Genomic DNA, 18677 nt, shown 5'->3' with positions numbered 1-18677 from the left:
ATCAACAAAACAATAAAACTACCGCATATACAGGAAAACTATCATATGAAGAAACCGTTAATCATTATTACAGGCCCTACGGCCGTGGGAAAGACCGCCCTGTCCGTCCGTCTCGCTGAGCGGATAGGCGGAGAGATTATCAGCGCTGATTCCATGCAGGTCTACCGCCATATGGATATCGGCTCCGCGAAGGTCACGAAAGAGGAAATGCGTGGAGTTCCCCATCACCTGATCGATATCCTGGAGCCTTCCGAAGAATTCAATGTGGTGACCTTCCAGAAAAGAGCGAAGGAGGCGCTGGAAGAAATCGATTCACGGGGTGCCGTGCCGATTATTGCCGGAGGAACGGGATTTTACATCCAGGCCCTTCTGTATGATATCGATTTCACGGAAACCGAGGAGGATGGCTCCTTCAGGGAAGAGATGGAGGCCCTTGCCCGCGAAAAGGGCCCGGCCGTTCTCCATGCGATGCTTAAACAGGCCGATCCGGAATCGGCGGCCGCTATTCACGAAAACAATATAAAAAGAGTGATCCGCGCCCTGGAATTTCACCGGCAGACTGGTGAAAAAATATCTGCCCATAATGAGGAAGAACGGGGAAAAGAATCCCCCTACCAGTTTTTCTACTATGTTGTCAATACCGACCGAAGCGTGCTCTATGAGCGTATCGACCGCCGGGTGGACCAAATGATGGAAAATGGCCTCGTGGAGGAAGTGAAATTCCTGAAGGCCATGGGTTTGACAAAACAGATGGTTTCGATGCAGGGGCTCGGTTATAAGGAAATCCTCGATTATCTGGATGGGAACTGCAGCCTGGAGGAGGCGGTTTACATCCTGAAACGCGACACGCGCCATTTTGCCAAACGCCAGCTCACCTGGTTTAAACGGGAACGCGGCGTACGGTGGCTGAACCTGCCCGACTTTGACAACGACAGGGAGAGAGTGCTTGATCATATCATATCCGAGTTCCGTCTGGAAACGGGACGGGATAATACACAGAATGCATGTTATGAAAATAATGCAGCAAACAGGACAGAAGACATGCAGTGAAAGGAAAAAGGAACAGGACAATGCAATTAGAAGAGATGTATGAAGGTCTTGGAATCAGCCGGAAAGTACTTGATTTCGGGAACGAGGTTGAGGCCTCACTGAAAGAGCGCTTTGAGGAGATAGACCGAAACGCGGAATATAACCAGTTAAAAGTAATCGCCGCAATGCAGAAGAACAGGGTCAGCGACATCCATTTTGCCGGTACGACGGGATATGGCTACAACGATTTGGGAAGAGAGACGCTGGAACAGGTTTACGCCGATATTTTCCACACGGAAGACGCCCTGGTGCGTCCCCAGATCACCTGCGGGACCCATGCCCTCTACACGGCTCTTGCGGGCAACCTGCGTCCGGGCGATGAACTTTTATCGCCGGTTGGAAAGCCCTACGACACACTTGAGGAAGTAATCGGCATCCGGCCGTCGAACGGCTCCCTGAAGGAATATGGAATTACTTACCGCCAGGTGGATCTCCTTCCCGACGGAAGTTTTGATTTCGACGGAATCAGATCCGCCATCGGTGAAAAGACGAAACTTGTAACGATTCAGCGGTCGAAGGGCTACGCCACAAGGCCGACGCTCTCAGTCAAGAGAATCGGAGAACTGATTGCCTTTGTCAAAGGTATCAAGCCGGATCTCATCTGCATGGTGGATAACTGTTACGGAGAGTTTGTAGAGCGAATTGAGCCCAGCGATGTGGGCGCCGATATGGTAGTCGGTTCCCTGATCAAAAATCCGGGCGGCGGCCTTGCCCCCATCGGCGGCTATATTGCCGGTACCAGGGAGTGCATTGAAAAGGCGGCCTACCGTCTCGGCTCACCGGGCCTTGGAAGAGAAGTCGGCGCCAGCCTGGGCGTCAACCAGTCTCTTTTCCAGGGACTTTTCCTGGCTCCGACCGTAGTGGCCGGCGCACTAAAGGGAGCAGTTTTTGCCGCCAATATCTATGAAAAGCTGGGCTTTCCCGTTGTTCCAAATGGAACGGAATCCCGCCATGACATCATCCAGGCCGTAACCTTCGGAAAACCCGAGGGAGTCATCGCGTTCTGCCAGGGAATCCAGGCCGCTGCCCCCGTAGACAGCTACGTGACGCCGGAGCCTTGGGACATGCCCGGCTACGATTCCCCCGTCATCATGGCAGCCGGAGCGTTCATCCAGGGTTCCTCCATCGAGCTGTCTGCCGACGGGCCGATTAAGCCGCCGTATTCCGTATTTTTCCAGGGCGGACTGACCTGGTATCATGCGAAACTTGGGATCCTTATGTCTCTTCAAAAACTGACCGAGGCGGGGATTGTTGAAAAATAAGAACGCGGATGGGGTGGCCGGGATTTGGGTGGTGAGAGGGAGTGTATGAGTCTTCAGTCCCGGGCTGTAGGTTGTCGCAGGTGGGGAAGGAGGGAGAAAAAGTTCCTGCGGGAAACGCTTGCGCTCTTTGGAGTACATAGTGATACTAACCTCGAAAAGACCTCGGTAAGTATCAATGAACTCCCAGGTTCCCTACGGAATCTTTTTCTCCCTCCTTCCCCACCGGGAAGATTTTGGCCGGGACTGAAGACGCCGCAGTTACCGCCACCCCAAAACGGCCTGCCGCCGCTGACTGTTCTTATTCTTTTCAGAGGAGAGGTATTGGAGCGGCCACTACTTGTCTATAATTAAGGAATAGGGACTTCCGTCCCTATCGTTCAGAAGAGCGCCTTAATAACAAATCTATTTAGAAGAGTAAAAATAAAATATTTTGGCTGATTAGAGGCGATTAGTGGTGACGACAGGGGGGCTTTTCCCTTGAAAAAGGCGGCATCATAGTGGAAGGCGAGGTGGATGGACGGGCATAGTCTACGCGGGTTTCAGTCCGTTCGACGCAGTAGTGGGGGGAATACGGGAGAAAGCAATTCCGCAGGGAACCTTGGAGTCCATCAGCACTTAGGCGGCGTATTTCAGACGCCTTAGTACTGTAATGCACTCCACCGAGCGCAAGCGTTTCCCGGAGGAATTGCTTTCTGCCCGTATTCCCCGTTCACAACAATCTCCCCGCGGACTGAAGCCCTCAACCACCTATCACTCCCCGTCCATCCACCCCCTCCGCGCCAAAATTTTTCAATTCCATTAATAAATCTTTAATAAAAAACTGGTCATCCCAATGTATACAGGCCGGCCGGTTTATGCTACAATAAGAAGAATCGGTTCAATTATCCATTTATGTGAATAGTTGCTAACCGTGATATAAGGGAGAGAACGAACAGATATGAGCAGAGCAAAAAACTTCTGGATCCTGCTGTTGTTTTTGCTGACGGGAATTGTGCTTGGCGGTTTTATCGGGAACCTGGCTTCCGGTATTCCGTGGCTGACATGGCTGAATTTCGGTGAGACATTCGGGCTGACCGAACCGGTTGTCCTCAATTTCGGGATTCTTGTCATCACGTTCGGCCTGACAATCAGAATCACGATGGCAAGCATTGTCGGCGTGATTATTGCAGTGATTACATATCGTCTGGTCTGATTATGGGAATCCGGCAGACCGGATCCTCCGGTTGACCGGCAATGGGAAGTCCGCGGAGCGTACTTTTCGCTGCCGTTATCCTTAAACTGTACTTGGAGAGGCACGGTTGGGAGGATATATGGAAAGACTTACAATGAAAGAACTGCCCAATTCGGACAGACCTTATGAAAAGTGCCTGGCATCGGGACCGGAAGGCCTTACCGATGCGGAATTACTGGCCGTTATTTTGAGAACCGGCGCCAGAGGGGAGACTTCCCTGGAGCTGGCCAGGAGAATACTGGATATCAATTATCCGGGCGGAATCCTGGGACTTCTCCACCTGTCTCTCCCCGAGCTTATGGCCGTCAGGGGAATCGGCAAGGTCAAAGGAATCGAATTACTTTGTATCGGTGAACTGTCCAGGCGTATCTGGAAGACACTGGTCACCGAAGAAGCGGTCGTTTTCACCGAACCGTCCGCCATTTCCGGCTTCTATATGGAAGATATGCGCCATATGGAACAGGAAGAACTGCATCTGATGATGCTGAATACGAAAAATGTACTGATTAAGGATTCACTGATATTCCGGGGCACTGTCAACATGTCGGTTGCTTCCCCCAGAGAGATGTTTATAGAGGCGCTGCGTCACCATGCAGTCCATATTATACTGGTTCACAACCATCCCAGCGGAGACCCCACTCCCAGCAGCGAAGACAGGAAACTGACTGCGCAGGTGAAGGAGGCGGGGGCGCTTCTCGGAATCCGGCTTCTGGATCACATTATCATTGGAGATAATTCTTATTTCAGTTTTAAAGAACGGGGAATTATATAGCTATGAAGAAGAGCAAATATATCCTGGCAGGACTGTCTGCTTTTTGTATCCTGCTGATTGCCGTAACGTCCATAAACAGCAGTTTTCTTACACCGCTTCGGACCGGCGTCGGATACTTCCTTGTACCTCTGCAATCCGGCATGAACACGGTGGGGACAAGTCTTTACAATAATATCAGGGACTATTCCTCCCTGAAGGAGGCCCAGGCTGAGAACGCACGTCTTACCCAGCGGATCGATCAGCTCACGGAGGAGAACAACCGCCTGCAGTCGGAACAGTTTGAACTGGAACGCCTGAGGGAGCTCTACCAGCTTGATCAGGACTACATGCAGTATGAGAAGGTGGCTGCGCGCGTCATCGCCAAGGACTCCGGCAACTGGTTCCAGATTTTCAGGATCGATAAAGGTTCCGCCGACGGAATCAAGGTGGACATGAACGTCATGGCCGGAGGCGGCTTAGTCGGTATTGTCACCGATGTGGGAGCCAACTACGCCACCGTCAGGGCAATTATCGACGACGACAGCAATGTGAGCGGTATGTCCATGCGCTCCGGCGCCACCTGTAATGTGTCCGGAAACCTGACCCTGTATCAGGAAGGCCGTCTCGGCCTTGATCATATTAAAAAGGACGACGATATCCAGAACGGTGATAAGATTGTCACTTCCAATATCAGTGATGTTTTCCTTCCCGGAATTCTGATCGGATATGCCGCCGATCTGGCCACAGACGCCAACAATGTCACGAAATCAGGCTATATAATCCCTGTGGCGGAATTCGATAACCTCCAGGAAGTACTGGTAATCACCCAACTGAAAAACGGGGGAGATGAAGATGCGCAAAGCACTGATTAATATAATACTTCTCATCCTGGCATTTACGATCCAGATATGCGTGTTTCCGCAGATTGCCTTTTTGTCCTCTGCGCCGAATCTGCTCCTGATCACCGTATTTATCTTCGGTTTTATCGAGGGTAAGGAAGCCGGTATGTTCTACGGGCTGATAGCAGGGCTTTTTATGGATCTTTTTTACAGCGGCCCGTTTGGTTTTTACACCCTGTTTTTTATCAACATGGGATACTTAAACGGGATCTGCACAAAGTACTATTATGAGGACTATATCACCCTGCCTCTTGTGCTCAGTATCGTCAATGATCTGGCATATAATATGTACATTTATATTTTCCGCTTTCTCATCAGAAACAGGCTGAATTTCGGCCATTATTTTATAAAAATCATGATTCCGGAAATCATTTTTACAACCGTAACCACCCTGATTGTTTACCGTTTCTTCTTATTCATATACCGTAAACTGAAGGCGTGGGAGCAAAGGAGAGACAAGAATCTTGTTTGATGACCTGAAAGAGTTTTTAAAAGAATTGATAAAAAAAGTGGTTACCTCCCGTCTCTTCGCCCTGTCCGCAGTCTTTTTAATCATGTTCTGCGTGTTGGTCGGCAGGCTGTTCAAGCTGCAGATCGTCGAGGGAGAAGAGTATCAGGATGCCTATATAGCCCTGGCAGAAAAAGTAATAAAGACAGCAAGTACAAGGGGCAATATTTACGACAGAAACGGAAATGTCCTGGCTTACAATGAGCTGGCATATTCCGTTACCATACAGGATATCGGAGCCTTCCGTAAGGCAAGCCAGTACGATTCGGACTGGAACAGCATGCTCTACGAACTGGTAACGATTCTGAACAAACACGGTGAAACCGCCCAGGGAAGCCTTGAACTTATGATAGACCACGATGGAGAAGTGGCCTATTCCACAAAGACAGAGGCAGCCAGAAAGCGGTTTTTAAGAGATCTATACGGTCTTAAAAGCGTGGACGAACTGACAGATAAGGATGGCGATGCACCCGCAGACGTCACGGCGGGAGAACTTTTTGATCAATTAAAGAAAAAGTATAAGCTGGAAGAGACGAAGGACAGAAGCGGCGCCCTGATAGAGGTCCCGGATGATATTGCCCTTCAGATGATTAACATCCGGTACACCATGCGTTTTACCGCTTTCCAGAAGTACGAGACGACCACCATCGCCACCAATATCAGCGATGAGACGGTAGCCGACATATTGGAGCACTCGTCTATCCTGCCGGGCGTCGACATCGATGAATCCACTATCCGCGTCTACAACGAGAGTCTTTATTTTGCTCCGATTGTAGGTTATACCGGAAAAGTTACAACGGAACGTCTGGAAGAACTGAAACAGGTCAACGACGATTATGAGCTCAACGATGTCGTCGGAAGGACCGGTATCGAGTCCTCCATGGAGCTGGAACTCAAGGGGAAGAAAGGTTCCCAGACTGCCTACGTGGACAATGTGGGAAGAATACTGAAGATTACGGATGAAGTCCAGCCCGTGGCCGGCAATGATATCTGGCTGACACTGGATCTCGATTTACAAAAGGCAATCTACAACATACTGGAGCGGCAGCTTGCCGGTGTGCTTCTGAAGACGATTGTCAATCAGGAAGCAAGTGAGATTGTTTACACCGACTCCTCCAATATCAAACTGCCAATTAAAGACGCCTATTTCCAGCTAATCAACAACAACGTCCTGTCCCTGGATCAGTTTGCATCCGAGGAGGCCTCCGATGTGGAGCGCCAGATCAATGCCAAGTATTTAAACACCAGGGCGAGGGTTGAGAGCGACATCAAGAATGAACTCATGTCCGGGAATGCCACAATGATGCGGGATTTATCGGAAGAGATGCAGGCGTACATGATTTACATTTACACCTATCTCGCCAGTGACGAGGCGGGTGTTGTCCTCAGGGATTCCATCGACACGACGAGCGCGGAGTACCAGGCATGGAAGAATAACGCCATCAGTTTGAGGGATTACCTCTACTACGGTATTGCCAGCAACTGGATCGATACGACAAAGCTCAATATCACCAGCAAGTATTCCAACGCCGACGATGTATTCTCCGCCCTGGTGGACTATGTGTTCCAGAACCTGGAGGAGGATCGCGAGTTCACGAAAAAGATTTACCGCTACCTCATCAACAATAATGTGGTGACGGGAAAAGAACTCTGCCTTGCCCTCTATTCCCAGAATGTGCTGGCCTATGACGAGGAGGAGGTAAGCCGCCTCCGTTCCAGCGGAGATGAATATGCCTTTGAATTCCTGATGAACAAGATACGCAATATTGAGATTACACCGGCCCAGCTGGCTCTCGATCCCTGTACGGCGAGCTGTGTCGTCACCAACGTCCGCACGGGAGAGGTTATGGCCCTTGTTACGTATCCAAGCTACGACAGCAACCGGATCTCCGATCCGGAATACTTTGCACAGCTCAATTCGGACCAGTCTCTGCCGCTTAGAAATAACGCGACCCAGACGCTGAAGGCGCCGGGTTCCACCTTTAAGCCAATCACGGCCATCGCAGGCCTGGAAGAGAGCGCCATCCGGATCGACGAGACCATCAACTGTACCGGTATTTATGAAGAGGTAAGTAATCCAATCAAATGCTGGAAGTATCCGGGATTCCACGGCCCGTTAAATATTATCGGCGGTATCGAGAATTCCTGTAACTACTTTTTCTCGGATCTGGCCCACAGGCTGTCTCTTGATGAAGAAGGAAATTACAACCCCGAAAAAGGCCTGGAGGTAATCCGGAAATATGCTACGATGTTCGGCCTGGATCAGCCTTCCGGAATTGAAATTTTCGAGGCGAAGCCTGAGATCAGTAACACCGACCCGGAGCGTTCCGCAATGGGACAGGGTACTCACAACTATACCAATGTCCAGCTCGCCCGCTATGTGACGGCGCTGGCCAACAGAGGAACTGTTTTTGATTTAAGCCTGATCGACAAGGAGACCGATTCCCAGGGCAACCTGGTGAAGGACTACACTCCGGCGGTTCACGCCCAGCTCGAATTCGCCCCTTCCACATGGGATGCGGTACAGCAGGGTATGAGGCAGGTTATCGCAAACAGCAGCACCAAACGTATCTTTAACAACCTGGATGTCCATATAGCAGGAAAGACAGGTACGGCCCAGGAGACCGAGAAAAGAGGAAACCATGCATTCTTCGTTTCCTTTGCTCCTTACGAGAATCCGGAAATCGCCGTAACCGTCAACATTCCAAACGGCTATTCGTCGTCCAACGCCGCTATGGCGGCAAAACATGTATACCGTTACTATTATAAGAATACGACACTTGATGATATTATGACCTCGGGAGCGTTAGACGCATCCAATGAGAGGATCAACGGAGACTAAGAGGTGAGTGTTTCATGCAAAGCTCAGTAGTGATCAAAGGAAGCAAGGCCGGTATGACTGTAATACTGAATCCTGACGTCCCCTTTGAACAACTGATTGAAGACATAGGAAAAAAGTTCAGGGAGAGTTCCAGATTCTGGGGTTCGATACAGATGACGCTGACTCTGGAAGGACGTACACTTACACCTGCTGAGGAATTTCAGATTGTGGACGCCATCACGGCCAATTCACAGATTGATATTCTCTGTATTCTGGACACCGATGCCAACCGCATCGCCAGATGTGAGAAGGCCCTGACGGAGCGTCTGATGGAACTTTCATCCCAGACCGGCCAGTTTTATAAGGGCAGCCTCCACAGAGGCGATGTCCTGGAGTCGGAGGCCAGCATTGTGATTATCGGCGACGTCGGGCAGGGCGCCCGCGTTATCGCAAAGGGCAATGTCATAGTGCTCGGCGCGGTGAACGGCACCGTCCACGCAGGGGCCGCAGGCGGCGGAGCCGTGATTGTCGCCTTCGACCTGGCGCCCGTACAGCTTCGCATCGGTGATTTCAGTACCAGGGCGGAAGAGAAAGGAAAACGTCTGGGCAGAGGCCCTATGGTTGTTTCCGCAGAAGAGGACGGCCTGGTGGTCCGGCCAATTAAGAAGAGTTTTTTAAATTATTTAAATTTTATTTAATAGTGGAATTATTTCTGATTTTAGAGTAGAATAAAAGGGTAAACTGAATACAGGAGGATGTTCAAATGAGTGAAGTCATTGTTGTTACTTCCGGAAAAGGAGGCGTCGGCAAGACAACGACTTCCGCGAATGTCGGAACCGGCCTTGCCATGCTCGGAAAGAGAGTCGTATTAATCGATACAGATATCGGGCTCAGAAATCTGGACGTGGTCATGGGGCTGGAAAACCGGATTGTTTATAATCTGGTAGACGTAGTGGAAGGTAATTGTCGCATGAAGCAGGCGCTTATTAGAGACAAAAGATATCCTAACCTGTTTTTACTGCCGTCCGCGCAGACGAGGGACAAGTCGTCCGTCAACCCGTCGCAGATGGTAAAGTTAGTAGAGTACCTGAGAGAAGATTTTGACTACATACTATTAGATTGCCCGGCCGGCATTGAACAGGGTTTTAAGAACGCCGTAGCCGGAGCAGACAGAGCACTTGTCGTCACAACCCCGGAGGTTTCCGCCATCCGCGATGCAGACCGCATCATCGGTCTTCTTGAGGCAGACGCCACCAAACGTATTGAACTGATCATCAACAGGATACGGATGGATATGGTGCACCGCGGTGATATGATGTCGGTGGATGATGTGATGGATATCCTTTCCATCCCTGTCATCGGCACGGTACCGGATGATGAGGACATCGTCGTTTCCACCAACCAGGGCGAGCCCCTCGTGGGAATGAACGGATATGCCGGACAGGCCTATCTGAACATATGCAAAAGAATACTTGGTGAATCGGTGCCGTTTATGAATCTGGAAAACAGCCGGAATATATGGTCCAGAATAACCTGTCTGCTGAAGCGGGCATAAGGGAGGGACTGTATGATGCATTTAGTGGAGCTGTTTGGCCGGAAGAATTCAGGCGAAATCGCAAGGCAGCGCCTAAAACTGTTGCTGGTTTCTGATCGGGCAGGCTGCTCGCCGGAACTGCTGGAGATGATAAGGAACGACTTTATACACGCCGTCTCCAGGTATATGGAAGTGGATACAAACGATCTCACCGTATGCGTCATCAGAAGTGCGTCTGATGAATACAAGGGAAAAGTACCTGCGCTGTATGCCAGCATACCGATTCGCGACTTACAGAATAAGGGGCCATTTACAGCATGATATTCGATTACAATTTTAAAAATTACAACTTCCGCATCATTTTATATATGCTGGCTCTCAGTACACTCGGTGTTCTGGTTGTAGGCAGCGCGAGCGGAATGGACCGGGGAACCGTAATGAAGCAGATCGTCGGAGTGGTGGTTGCGCTGATTGTGTGCGTGATCGTCTCCCTGATTGACTACCACAAGTATTTCAAATTCAGCACGCTGATTTATCTGGGCTGTGTCGGACTGCTGGTTGCGGTACACTTACTCGGGAAAAATACAAAAGGAGCGACCAGATGGCTGAAAATCGGAAGTATACAGATTCAGCCTTCTGAATTTGTTAAAATAGGCCTGATTGTGATCCTTTCCTGGTTTTTAGCGAAAAACCAGGAAAGGATCAATAAGCCGTCCGTGCTTGGAACAGCGGCGTTACTGTGCGCCGTTCCTCTGGGACTGGTCTATATGCAGCCGAACCTGTCCACCACGATTGTCATTGCTTTTACGCTTGTCTGCATTGTATATGCCGCAGGACTCAGTTATAAGTGGATTTTGGGAGTTATGGCTGCCGGAATACCGCTTACGGCGCTCAGTCTTTATCTGGCGCTGTTTGATCTGGTGCCGTTCCTGCAAAAATATCAGGCCAAACGGATACTGGCCAAAATATTTCACAGTGACAGCCAGTATGCCGACTTGAACCGTCAGCAGGATAACTCAATCATGGCCATCGGTTCAGGGCAGCTTAACGGAAAAGGATTGTTTAACAACACCTTAAGCTCCGTTAAAAACGGAAATTTCCTCTCTGAGGAACAGACAGACTTCATTTTTGCGGTAATCGGGGAGGAACTTGGTTTTATCCGCTGCGTTATCGTAATTTTGATCTATGCTCTGCTGGTCTATGAATGTATTTTCATTGCCAGCCGCGCAAAGGATACGGCAGGAAAACTGATCTGTACCGGTATGGCGTCTCTGCTTGCTTTTCAGAGTTTCGCCAATATAGCCGTTGCCACGGGAATCTTCCCGAATACGGGCTTGCCGCTGCCATTTATCAGCTCCGGCATCAGTTCGCTTCTCAGCATGTTTATCGGTATGGGCATTGTCTTAAATATCGGACTTCAAAGAAAAAGCAGCAATCATTAAGGAGGCAGGTTGTCGATGAATATAGGGTTAATTGCACATGATTCAAAGAAAAAACTGATGCAGAATTTCTGCATCGCTTATAAGGGAATTCTATCCAAACATTCCCTCTCTGCTACAGGCACAACGGGCAGGCTGATTGAGGAGGTCACCAATCTGAACATCCACAAGTATCTTCCCGGACATCTCGGAGGAGATTCACAACTCGGAGCACAGATTGAGCACAATGAGATCGATCTGGTGATCTTTTTAAGAGAACCTCTGGCGCCAAAATCACATGAACCGGATGCCAATATCGTAATCCGTCTCTGTGACATGCACAATATACCTCTGGCCACCAATCTCGCCACAGCAGAGCTTCTTATCAAATCTCTGGACCGCGGTGATATGGAATGGCGTGAGATGTATAAATAGGGGTGCGATATTGAAACGTATAATTATACAGTTTTCTCTTATACTTGCAGCATCGGCATTTACCATTTCGGGCTGCGGGAAAAAGGGCGGACTAGAAGAAGCATATGTGTTTGAAGAGCGTTCGCAGGCGATGTCTACCCATGGCGGCAACGAACTGGCACCTCTGTTTGCAGAGAACCTCTGTGTGGTCACAGGCGATGTGCAGGACGGTGACACGTCCATGACGGCGGAGGCGGGAGCCCTCTTTAATACAAGTGACAGTTCCGTTATCTACAGCAAGAATGTATTTGAAAAACTTTACCCGGCCAGCACCACCAAAATCATGACGGCCATCCTCGCGATAGAAGAGGGGACGCTCACGGATCAGGTGACTGTAACCCAGGATGCGGTTATTACCGAGGCAGGCGCTTCTCTCTGCGGAATCAAGCCGGGAGACGTCATTACCATGGAGGATCTTCTCTACGGCCTGATGATGCCGTCGGGAAACGATGCCGCCAACGCCATAGCCGTACACATGTATGGCAGTATTGATGCATTTGCAGAAAGAATGAATGCCCGGGCCAGGGAACTGGGAGCCACCGGAACCCATTTTATGAACCCCAGCGGTCTTACGGATGAGAATCATTATACGACGGCATACGATCTCTATCTGATGTTCAATGAAGCGATGAAACAGCCGCTTTTCAGACAGATAATAGCCGCCGATTCCTATACGGCCAATTACCAGAACGGCGCAGGCGAGGCTGTCTCAAAGACCTGGACCGTCGGCAACTGGTATCAGAAAGGCGATCGCGAAACACCGGCCGGAGTTACGGTTCTCGGAGGGAAAACCGGCACGACCCAGGCAGCCGGATACTGCCTCGTTATGGCTTCCGGAGACAGCCAGGATAAAGAATATATTTCCGTAGTTCTTAAATCAGACAGCCGTCCTTCACTCTATGATAATATGACAAATATAATTTCTAAAATTGTCAATTAGTGATTGCGCTTTTTATGAATTTATACTATAATTATTTATAGATTAAATGACTTTTTATACAACTTAAATAAAAATCCAAGGAGGAGATTGTTATGGTTCAGATTATTGCGGGAAATAAGGGAAAAGGAAAGACTAAGTATTTACTGGACATGGCGAATACAGCAGTAAAAGAATCCAAGGGTTCGATCGTTTATCTTGACAAAAGTGCCAAACACATGTATGAGTTGAATAACAAGGTTCGTCTTATCAATGTAAACGAATATCCGATTCACTCCAGCGAAGCGTTTGTTGGTTTTCTTTGTGGAATTATCTGCCAGGATCATGACCTGGAGCAGATGTATTTAGACAGCTTCCTCAAACTGGCCTGCCTGGAAGGTGAAAGCATTGAAACGACCTATAAAGAACTGGAATCTATCAGTGAAAAATATAACGTTACATTTGTTCTCAGTATTTCCATGGATGCAGATATGTTGCCTGAATGCGCAAGACCAAATGTAGTTGTTTCCTTATAAATGGTACATAACCTACGAAAGAAAGAGTGCTGCGGCCGCAGCGCTCTTTCTTTTGCTTGAATTTTTTGACAATTGCTTTTATAATACTAAGGAAAGGAGAACGGGATTTCGTCATGGCTAAAAACAAAAAAGTTATTCGCTATAAAAAACCACTGAACATAAACGTCGGCATGATCATTTTTGCCATGATATTCGTTTATCTTTCTTTCAGTGTTTACACGTATATCCGCCGGGACAAGATACAGTTCTACGAAGTGGTGGAAGGCAGCATTGTAAATGATAAGAGCCATACCGGCATTATTCTGAGGGAAGAGACAGTGAGACAGGCCGACAGGACAGGCTTTGTCAACTATTACATAAGGGAAGGCAAGAGGGCTGCCGCAGGCGCCCGCGTCTATTCCCTGGACGAGACGGGCCAGCTCGGCAAATTCCTGGAAGAGAACCAGGCGAACGCGGCTCCTCTGTCCGATGAGAATCTTTCTGAGCTAAAGAAACAGCTCAGTTCTTTTTGCCTCTCATACAACGACATGCGTTTCGGCGCCGTCTACGATGAGAAATATTCGCTTCAGGCTTCGGTGGCGGAGTATATGAATTTTAATGCCCTCGACGGCATGGACGAGCTTTTGAAGGAGAAGGGAATCAATTATCAGCAGGTCTATGCGGATCAGCCGGGAATTGTCTCCTATGCAATTGATTCCTATGAAAATATGACTCCTGCCGATATTTCAGAGACCTCTTTTGACCGTTCCCTCTATAAAAGAGGAACCGGAAAAGCGGGGGATCTGATCGAAAACGGGACGGCCGTATACAAGCTGATCACGTCGGAAAACTGGTCCGTTGTGTTTCCTCTGACCGAGGATGACCAGGCTTCGTATGCGGAACGGAAGACGCTTCAGATTAAACCGTCCGGAACCGATTTAACACTCCGCGGTTCCTACAGCCAGATAACAGGAAGCGATGGAAAGCCCTATGGAAAACTGGATTTTGACAAATTCATGATCCAGTTTGCTTCGGATCGTTTCATGGACTTTGAGATCGTGTCGGATGAAGCGACGGGACTCAAGATTCCCGTGTCGGCGGTTACAACAAAAGAATTCTTTACGGTGCCGGTGGACTACCTGACTCAGGGCGGAGACGCCACGATGTCGGAATCGGGATTTTTAAAAGAAGTATACTCCGAGTCGGGGGAACCTTCCATTGTGTTTACCCCTGCCTCCATCTATAATTCCACGGAGGAGTATTACTATGTGGATAAAGGGGACGCCAGTCCCTTCACGGCCGGTGACTACATTGTCAAGCCGGACTCCAGCGAACGCTACCAGTTAGGCCCTGTGGCCTCCCTGGAAGGCGTGTACAACATCAACAAAGGATACGCTGTCTTTAAACTGGTCACGGAACTGGTTAATAACGGCGAATACTATATTATTGAAAAAGGGACAAAATACGGTCTCTCCGTCTATGATCATATTGTGCTGAATGCGTCCACGGTATCGGAAGGCCAGATTATCTACCAGTAGCGGCGGGAAGGCCGCAGGCCATTACATCGGCGGTTTCATCAGGATCGGACGAGGGGCATGGTTCCGGAAAGGTGTGTCATTATGATAAAAGATAATTTAAATGAAGTAAGAGAAAATATCGTTTCTGCCTGCCATGCATCCGGCAGAGATTCCGGGGATGTGACCCTGATTGCGGTCAGCAAGACAAAGCCGGTGGAGATGCTCCGGGAGGCCTACGACGCCGGAGCCCGCGACTTCGGTGAAAACAAGGTACAGGAGATTCTCCAGAAGGCCCCCTTACTGCCGGATGACATCCGCTGGCATATGATCGGCCATCTGCAGAAGAACAAGGTCCGCCAGGTTATCGATAAGGTATTCCTGATCCATTCCGTGGACTCCGTGGACCTGGCCGAACACATTGAAAAAGAGGCGGCTAAAAAGAACATCGACGTCGATATCCTTTTGGAGGTCAATGTCGCGGAAGAAGAGAGTAAATATGGATTCAAAATGGAAGAAGTGATGGATGCAATTCTCATTATTTCCAGGTTTTCCCATGTCCATATCAAGGGACTGATGACAATTGCACCATTTGTTGAAAATTCTGAAGAAAATCGCGATATTTTTCAAAAATTATATCAATTAAATGTTGACATAAAAAGCAAAAACGTCGATAATGTTAGTATGGCTGTGCTCTCGATGGGAATGACCGGAGATTACATGACAGCAGTGGAAGAGGGCGCAACCATGATTAGAGTCGGTACTGGGATCTTTGGTGCCAGGACAAAGATAGGAGAGAATTTAGTATGAGTATTCTGAACAAACTAATGGATACAATGCGTTTAACAGAAGAAGACGATGACGATTACTTCATCGATGATGACTATGAAGATGAAAAACCTGCCAAAAAGCGGTTATTTAATAAAAAAGATGATGACGACTATGATTACGAAGAGGAGCCGGAGCCGAAACCCCGTTTTCTTTCGCGTTCCTCTAGCAAAGTAGTCCCTATGAGGAGGGGGATGGAAGTGTCCTTAATTAAACCTACCTCCATGGAAGATTCCAGGGAGATTTGCGATTATCTGCTGGCAGGCAAGGCAGTCGTGCTGAATATGGAGGGAATCCATATGGAAGTGGCTCAGAGAATTATTGATTTCACGTCGGGAGCCACTTATTCGATGAACGGAAACCTGCAGAAAATTTCCAATTACATATTTATTGCCACACCAGAAACTGTAGAATTATCCGGTGATTTTCCAGAACTGTTAGCCGACGGTTCCCTGAATATCTCCGGAATGAACCTTCACTTTTAACTATAATTATGCTGGATAAAGAAGAACAATTACTGAAAAAACGTATATCGGAGCTGGCAAACCACTGCTATCAGCGCGATATACGGTCATATACCGATTTTCTGACGTTAAATGAACAGACAATTTTCCATTCCATGAAACGTACGCTTCCCCCTGTCACCTGGCTGATGAACGGAGGCTATGAGACTGCCGAACGGAAAATTGTTTGTTTTCTGCCGTCTTACGAGGATGAAACAGCCGATTTACCTATCAGTATACTGAAAGCCGTTCCGGCCAGCCCGCGCTTTTCCCAGGATCTGACCCACAGGGATTATCTTGGCGCCATCATGAACCTTGGCATCGAGAGAAGCTGCATTGGCGATATTCTGATGAATGAAAACGGCTGTTTTATTTTCTGTATGGAAAAGATGGCCGGTTTTCTGGCCGGTGAGCTTAAGATGGTCCGCCACACGCCCGTCGTCTGTTGTCCCGTGACCCAGGCGGAAGAGGCAGCACCAAGCTTTGAGACCGTAAGCGGAAGCGTGGCCTCACCGCGGCTGGACAGCGTAGTGGCCCTTGTGTTCAAGACCTCGCGCTCCAAGGCTCTGCCGTATATCGAGGGCGAAAAAGTCTTCATCGACGGCCGCCTGTGTATTTCACCCGGACAGCAGTTAAAGGGCGGGGAAATCGTGTCGGTCCGCGGCCTCGGAAAGTTCCTCTATACCGGCGCTTTAAATGAAACGAAAAAGGGGCGCCTGTTTGTAAGCGCAGAAAAATACAGATAAGGAGTAATTTTTTATGAGTGATAAAACGATACGAGAGAAAAATACCGATCGCCTGACTGTGCATCTGAATGATAAACCGGTCTATGATATCGTGATAACGGAAGATTTTACCGGCCTCCCCGGTGAGGTTATGAAACTTGACGTGGCTTCCAGAAAACTCTGCATTGTCACCGACTCTACAGTGTCGGAGCTTTACCTGGAGGAAGTGAGGGAGCTTCTGACGCCCTGCTGCCGTCTTGTAACTTCCTATGTTTTTCCTGCCGGAGAGGCCCATAAGAATCTGGCCACCGTGCAGAAACTGTATGAAAAACTGATTAAAGAGCGCTTCGACAGGAGCGATATGCTGGTGGCCCTCGGAGGAGGCGTTGTAGGCGATCTCTGCGGCTTTGCGGCGGCCACCTATCTGCGCGGCATCTCCTTTATCCAGATTCCTACGACCCTGCTCTCCCAGGTGGACAGCAGCATCGGAGGAAAAACAGGGGTGGACTTCGACGCATACAAGAATATGGTCGGCGCATTCCATATGCCCGGGCTGGTGTATACCAATATAAGTACGCTGCTCAGCCTGCCGGACTGCCAGTTTGCCGCAGGTATGGGCGAGGTGATTAAGCACGGGCTCATCAGGGATCGGGCTTATTATGACTGGCTCCTTGACCATGCCGGGGAAATCCAGGCAAAAGATCTTTCCGCCCTGAGAGAGACGGTTGTGGGGAGCAACCTGATTAAGAGGGAAGTGGTGGAGACCGATCCCACGGAAAAGGGGGATAGGATGCTCCTGAATTTTGGCCACACCCTGGGACATGCCATAGAAAAACTGAAAAACTTTGAACTTCTCCACGGCGAGTGCGTAGCTCTTGGTTCCATCGCGGCCATGCATTTATCGGAAATCCGGGGAATGATTACAAAAGAGGATATTAACCGGTTCCGGGAGGCGCTCATGACCTTTGGCATCCCGGACCACGTCCTGGGCCTCACGCCTTCAGCCGTCATCGAAGCGTCGAAAAACGATAAAAAGATGGAGTCCGGCGTCATCAAGTTCATCCTGCTGGAAAGCGTGGGCTGTGCCTATGTGGACCGGACCGTGACCGACGGTGAGATGGAGCAGGCGCTTGCCTTTATCCTGACACAGGAGGAGACCCATGAATAAGAAAATGCGGCAGATCCTGTTTTTCTTTGCCGGACTGATTGTCAGCATCGGCTTTGATCAGTGGGCAAAATATATGGCGGTCCTGAAGCTTAAGGGAAGGCCTCCCTTTGTCATCTGGGACGGAGTCTTTGAACTCTATTATTCCGAGAACCGGGGCGCCGCCTTTGGCATGATGCAGGGGAAACAGGGATTTTTCTTCCTGATTGCCGCCGTTGTCATTGCGGTTGTCATTGTGCTCCTGTTCCGGATGCCGGCTGAGAAAAAATATCTGCCTTTCACAAGCTGTTTATTCCTGCTCCTGTCCGGCGCTGTCGGCAACATGATCGACCGTGTCACAAACGGATATGTGGTGGACTTCCTCTACTTTAAACTGATCGATTTTCCGATTTTCAATGTAGCGGACTGCTATGTTGTGATTTCGACGTGCCTTCTAATCCTTCTTTTCTTTTTCGTCTACTCCGACGATGAGCTGGAATTTCTTTCTTTCGGGAAGAAGAATCAATAAGGCGGGAACTTAAAAT

20 protein-coding genes are annotated in these 18677 nt (G+C 49.1%); all 20 read left to right on the top strand.

The features are described from left to right. The first annotated feature begins 45 nt into the window (after nt 1-45). The 20 genes from miaA to lspA all read left to right on the top strand — a co-directional run bounded on the left by miaA (nt 46) and on the right by lspA (nt 18661). Nucleotides 46-1050 (top strand): tRNA (adenosine(37)-N6)-dimethylallyltransferase MiaA, encoded by a 1005-nt coding sequence (gene miaA / locus V3C10_12395; protein ID WVP60122.1) that lies wholly within the window; start codon nt 46-48, stop codon nt 1048-1050. Nucleotides 1051-1070: 20 nt separating this feature from the next. Next, nucleotides 1071-2351 (top strand): methionine gamma-lyase family protein, encoded by a 1281-nt coding sequence (locus tag V3C10_12390; GenBank protein ID WVP60121.1) that lies wholly within the window; start codon nt 1071-1073, stop codon nt 2349-2351. 937 nt (nt 2352-3288) lie between these two features. Next, nucleotides 3289-3543 carry a DUF4321 domain-containing protein gene (locus V3C10_12385; protein WVP60120.1) on the top strand — a complete coding sequence of 85 codons (255 nt, stop codon included), beginning with the start codon at nt 3289-3291 and terminating at the stop codon, nt 3541-3543. Nucleotides 3544-3661: 118 nt separating this feature from the next. Next, nucleotides 3662-4354, top strand: coding sequence for a DNA repair protein RadC (radC, locus tag V3C10_12380; protein WVP60119.1), 693 nt, complete (start codon nt 3662-3664; stop codon nt 4352-4354). 2 nt (nt 4355-4356) lie between these two features. Next, on the top strand, nt 4357-5205 hold the full coding sequence (mreC, locus tag V3C10_12375; GenBank protein WVP60118.1) for a rod shape-determining protein MreC: 849 nt from the start codon (nt 4357-4359) through the stop codon (nt 5203-5205). After that, the gene (gene mreD / locus V3C10_12370) at nt 5186-5704 is read left to right on the top strand and encodes a rod shape-determining protein MreD (GenBank protein WVP60117.1); all 519 of its coding nucleotides are present in this window, start codon (nt 5186-5188) and stop codon (nt 5702-5704) included. The genes mreC and mreD overlap by 20 nt, the downstream gene beginning before the upstream one ends. Next, nucleotides 5697-8582: a penicillin-binding transpeptidase domain-containing protein gene (locus V3C10_12365; protein WVP60116.1), complete on the top strand. Its 2886-nt coding sequence runs from the start codon at nt 5697-5699 to the stop codon at nt 8580-8582. Before mreD ends, V3C10_12365 begins: the two co-directional genes overlap by 8 nt. Nucleotides 8583-8596: 14 nt before the next feature. After that, nucleotides 8597-9259 carry a septum site-determining protein MinC gene (locus tag V3C10_12360; protein WVP60115.1) on the top strand — a complete coding sequence of 221 codons (663 nt, stop codon included), beginning with the start codon at nt 8597-8599 and terminating at the stop codon, nt 9257-9259. A 65-nt stretch (nt 9260-9324) separates the two neighbouring features. Continuing rightward, on the top strand, nt 9325-10116 hold the full coding sequence (gene minD, locus V3C10_12355) for a septum site-determining protein MinD (GenBank protein ID WVP60114.1): 792 nt from the start codon (nt 9325-9327) through the stop codon (nt 10114-10116). 15 nt (nt 10117-10131) lie between these two features. Further along, on the top strand, nt 10132-10416 hold the full coding sequence (gene minE / locus V3C10_12350) for a cell division topological specificity factor MinE (GenBank protein WVP64619.1): 285 nt from the start codon (nt 10132-10134) through the stop codon (nt 10414-10416). Next, nucleotides 10413-11537, top strand: coding sequence for an FtsW/RodA/SpoVE family cell cycle protein (locus V3C10_12345; protein WVP60113.1), 1125 nt, complete (start codon nt 10413-10415; stop codon nt 11535-11537). The genes minE and V3C10_12345 overlap by 4 nt, the downstream gene beginning before the upstream one ends. A 15-nt stretch (nt 11538-11552) precedes the next feature. After that, entirely contained in the window at nt 11553-11948 is a 396-nt protein-coding gene (gene mgsA / locus V3C10_12340) for a methylglyoxal synthase (GenBank protein WVP60112.1), read from the top strand. 10 nt (nt 11949-11958) lie between these two features. Further along, nucleotides 11959-12927: a serine hydrolase gene (locus V3C10_12335; protein WVP60111.1), complete on the top strand. Its 969-nt coding sequence runs from the start codon at nt 11959-11961 to the stop codon at nt 12925-12927. A gap of 92 nt (nt 12928-13019) precedes the next feature. Then, complete coding sequence (locus tag V3C10_12330) at nt 13020-13439, top strand: twitching motility protein PilT (protein ID WVP60110.1); 420 nt, start codon at nt 13020-13022, stop codon at nt 13437-13439. Nucleotides 13440-13552: 113 nt separating this feature from the next. Beyond that, the gene (locus V3C10_12325) at nt 13553-14956 is read left to right on the top strand and encodes an HlyD family efflux transporter periplasmic adaptor subunit (protein ID WVP60109.1); all 1404 of its coding nucleotides are present in this window, start codon (nt 13553-13555) and stop codon (nt 14954-14956) included. Between the two features lie 81 nt (nt 14957-15037). Beyond that, nucleotides 15038-15742: a YggS family pyridoxal phosphate-dependent enzyme gene (locus tag V3C10_12320; GenBank protein WVP60108.1), complete on the top strand. Its 705-nt coding sequence runs from the start codon at nt 15038-15040 to the stop codon at nt 15740-15742. Further along, nucleotides 15739-16245 (top strand): cell division protein SepF, encoded by a 507-nt coding sequence (locus V3C10_12315; GenBank protein ID WVP60107.1) that lies wholly within the window; start codon nt 15739-15741, stop codon nt 16243-16245. The genes V3C10_12320 and V3C10_12315 overlap by 4 nt, the downstream gene beginning before the upstream one ends. Before the next feature lie 8 nt (nt 16246-16253). Next, the gene (locus V3C10_12310) at nt 16254-17009 is read left to right on the top strand and encodes a YlmH/Sll1252 family protein (GenBank protein WVP60106.1); all 756 of its coding nucleotides are present in this window, start codon (nt 16254-16256) and stop codon (nt 17007-17009) included. A 13-nt stretch (nt 17010-17022) separates the two neighbouring features. Then, a complete protein-coding gene (gene aroB, locus V3C10_12305; GenBank protein ID WVP60105.1) occupies nt 17023-18156 on the top strand; it encodes a 3-dehydroquinate synthase in 1134 nt (377 codons plus the stop codon). After that, nucleotides 18149-18661, top strand: coding sequence for a signal peptidase II (lspA, locus tag V3C10_12300; protein WVP60104.1), 513 nt, complete (start codon nt 18149-18151; stop codon nt 18659-18661). The genes aroB and lspA overlap by 8 nt, the downstream gene beginning before the upstream one ends. The last annotated feature ends 16 nt before the right edge of the window (nt 18662-18677 follow it).

The sequence above is a fragment of the [Clostridium] symbiosum genome (assembly GCA_036419695.1).
Lineage (GTDB): Bacteria > Bacillota > Clostridia > Lachnospirales > Lachnospiraceae > Otoolea > Otoolea symbiosa_A.
Note: the sequence above shows the minus strand (reverse complement) of the source record. Positions and strands in the feature narration are given on the sequence as shown.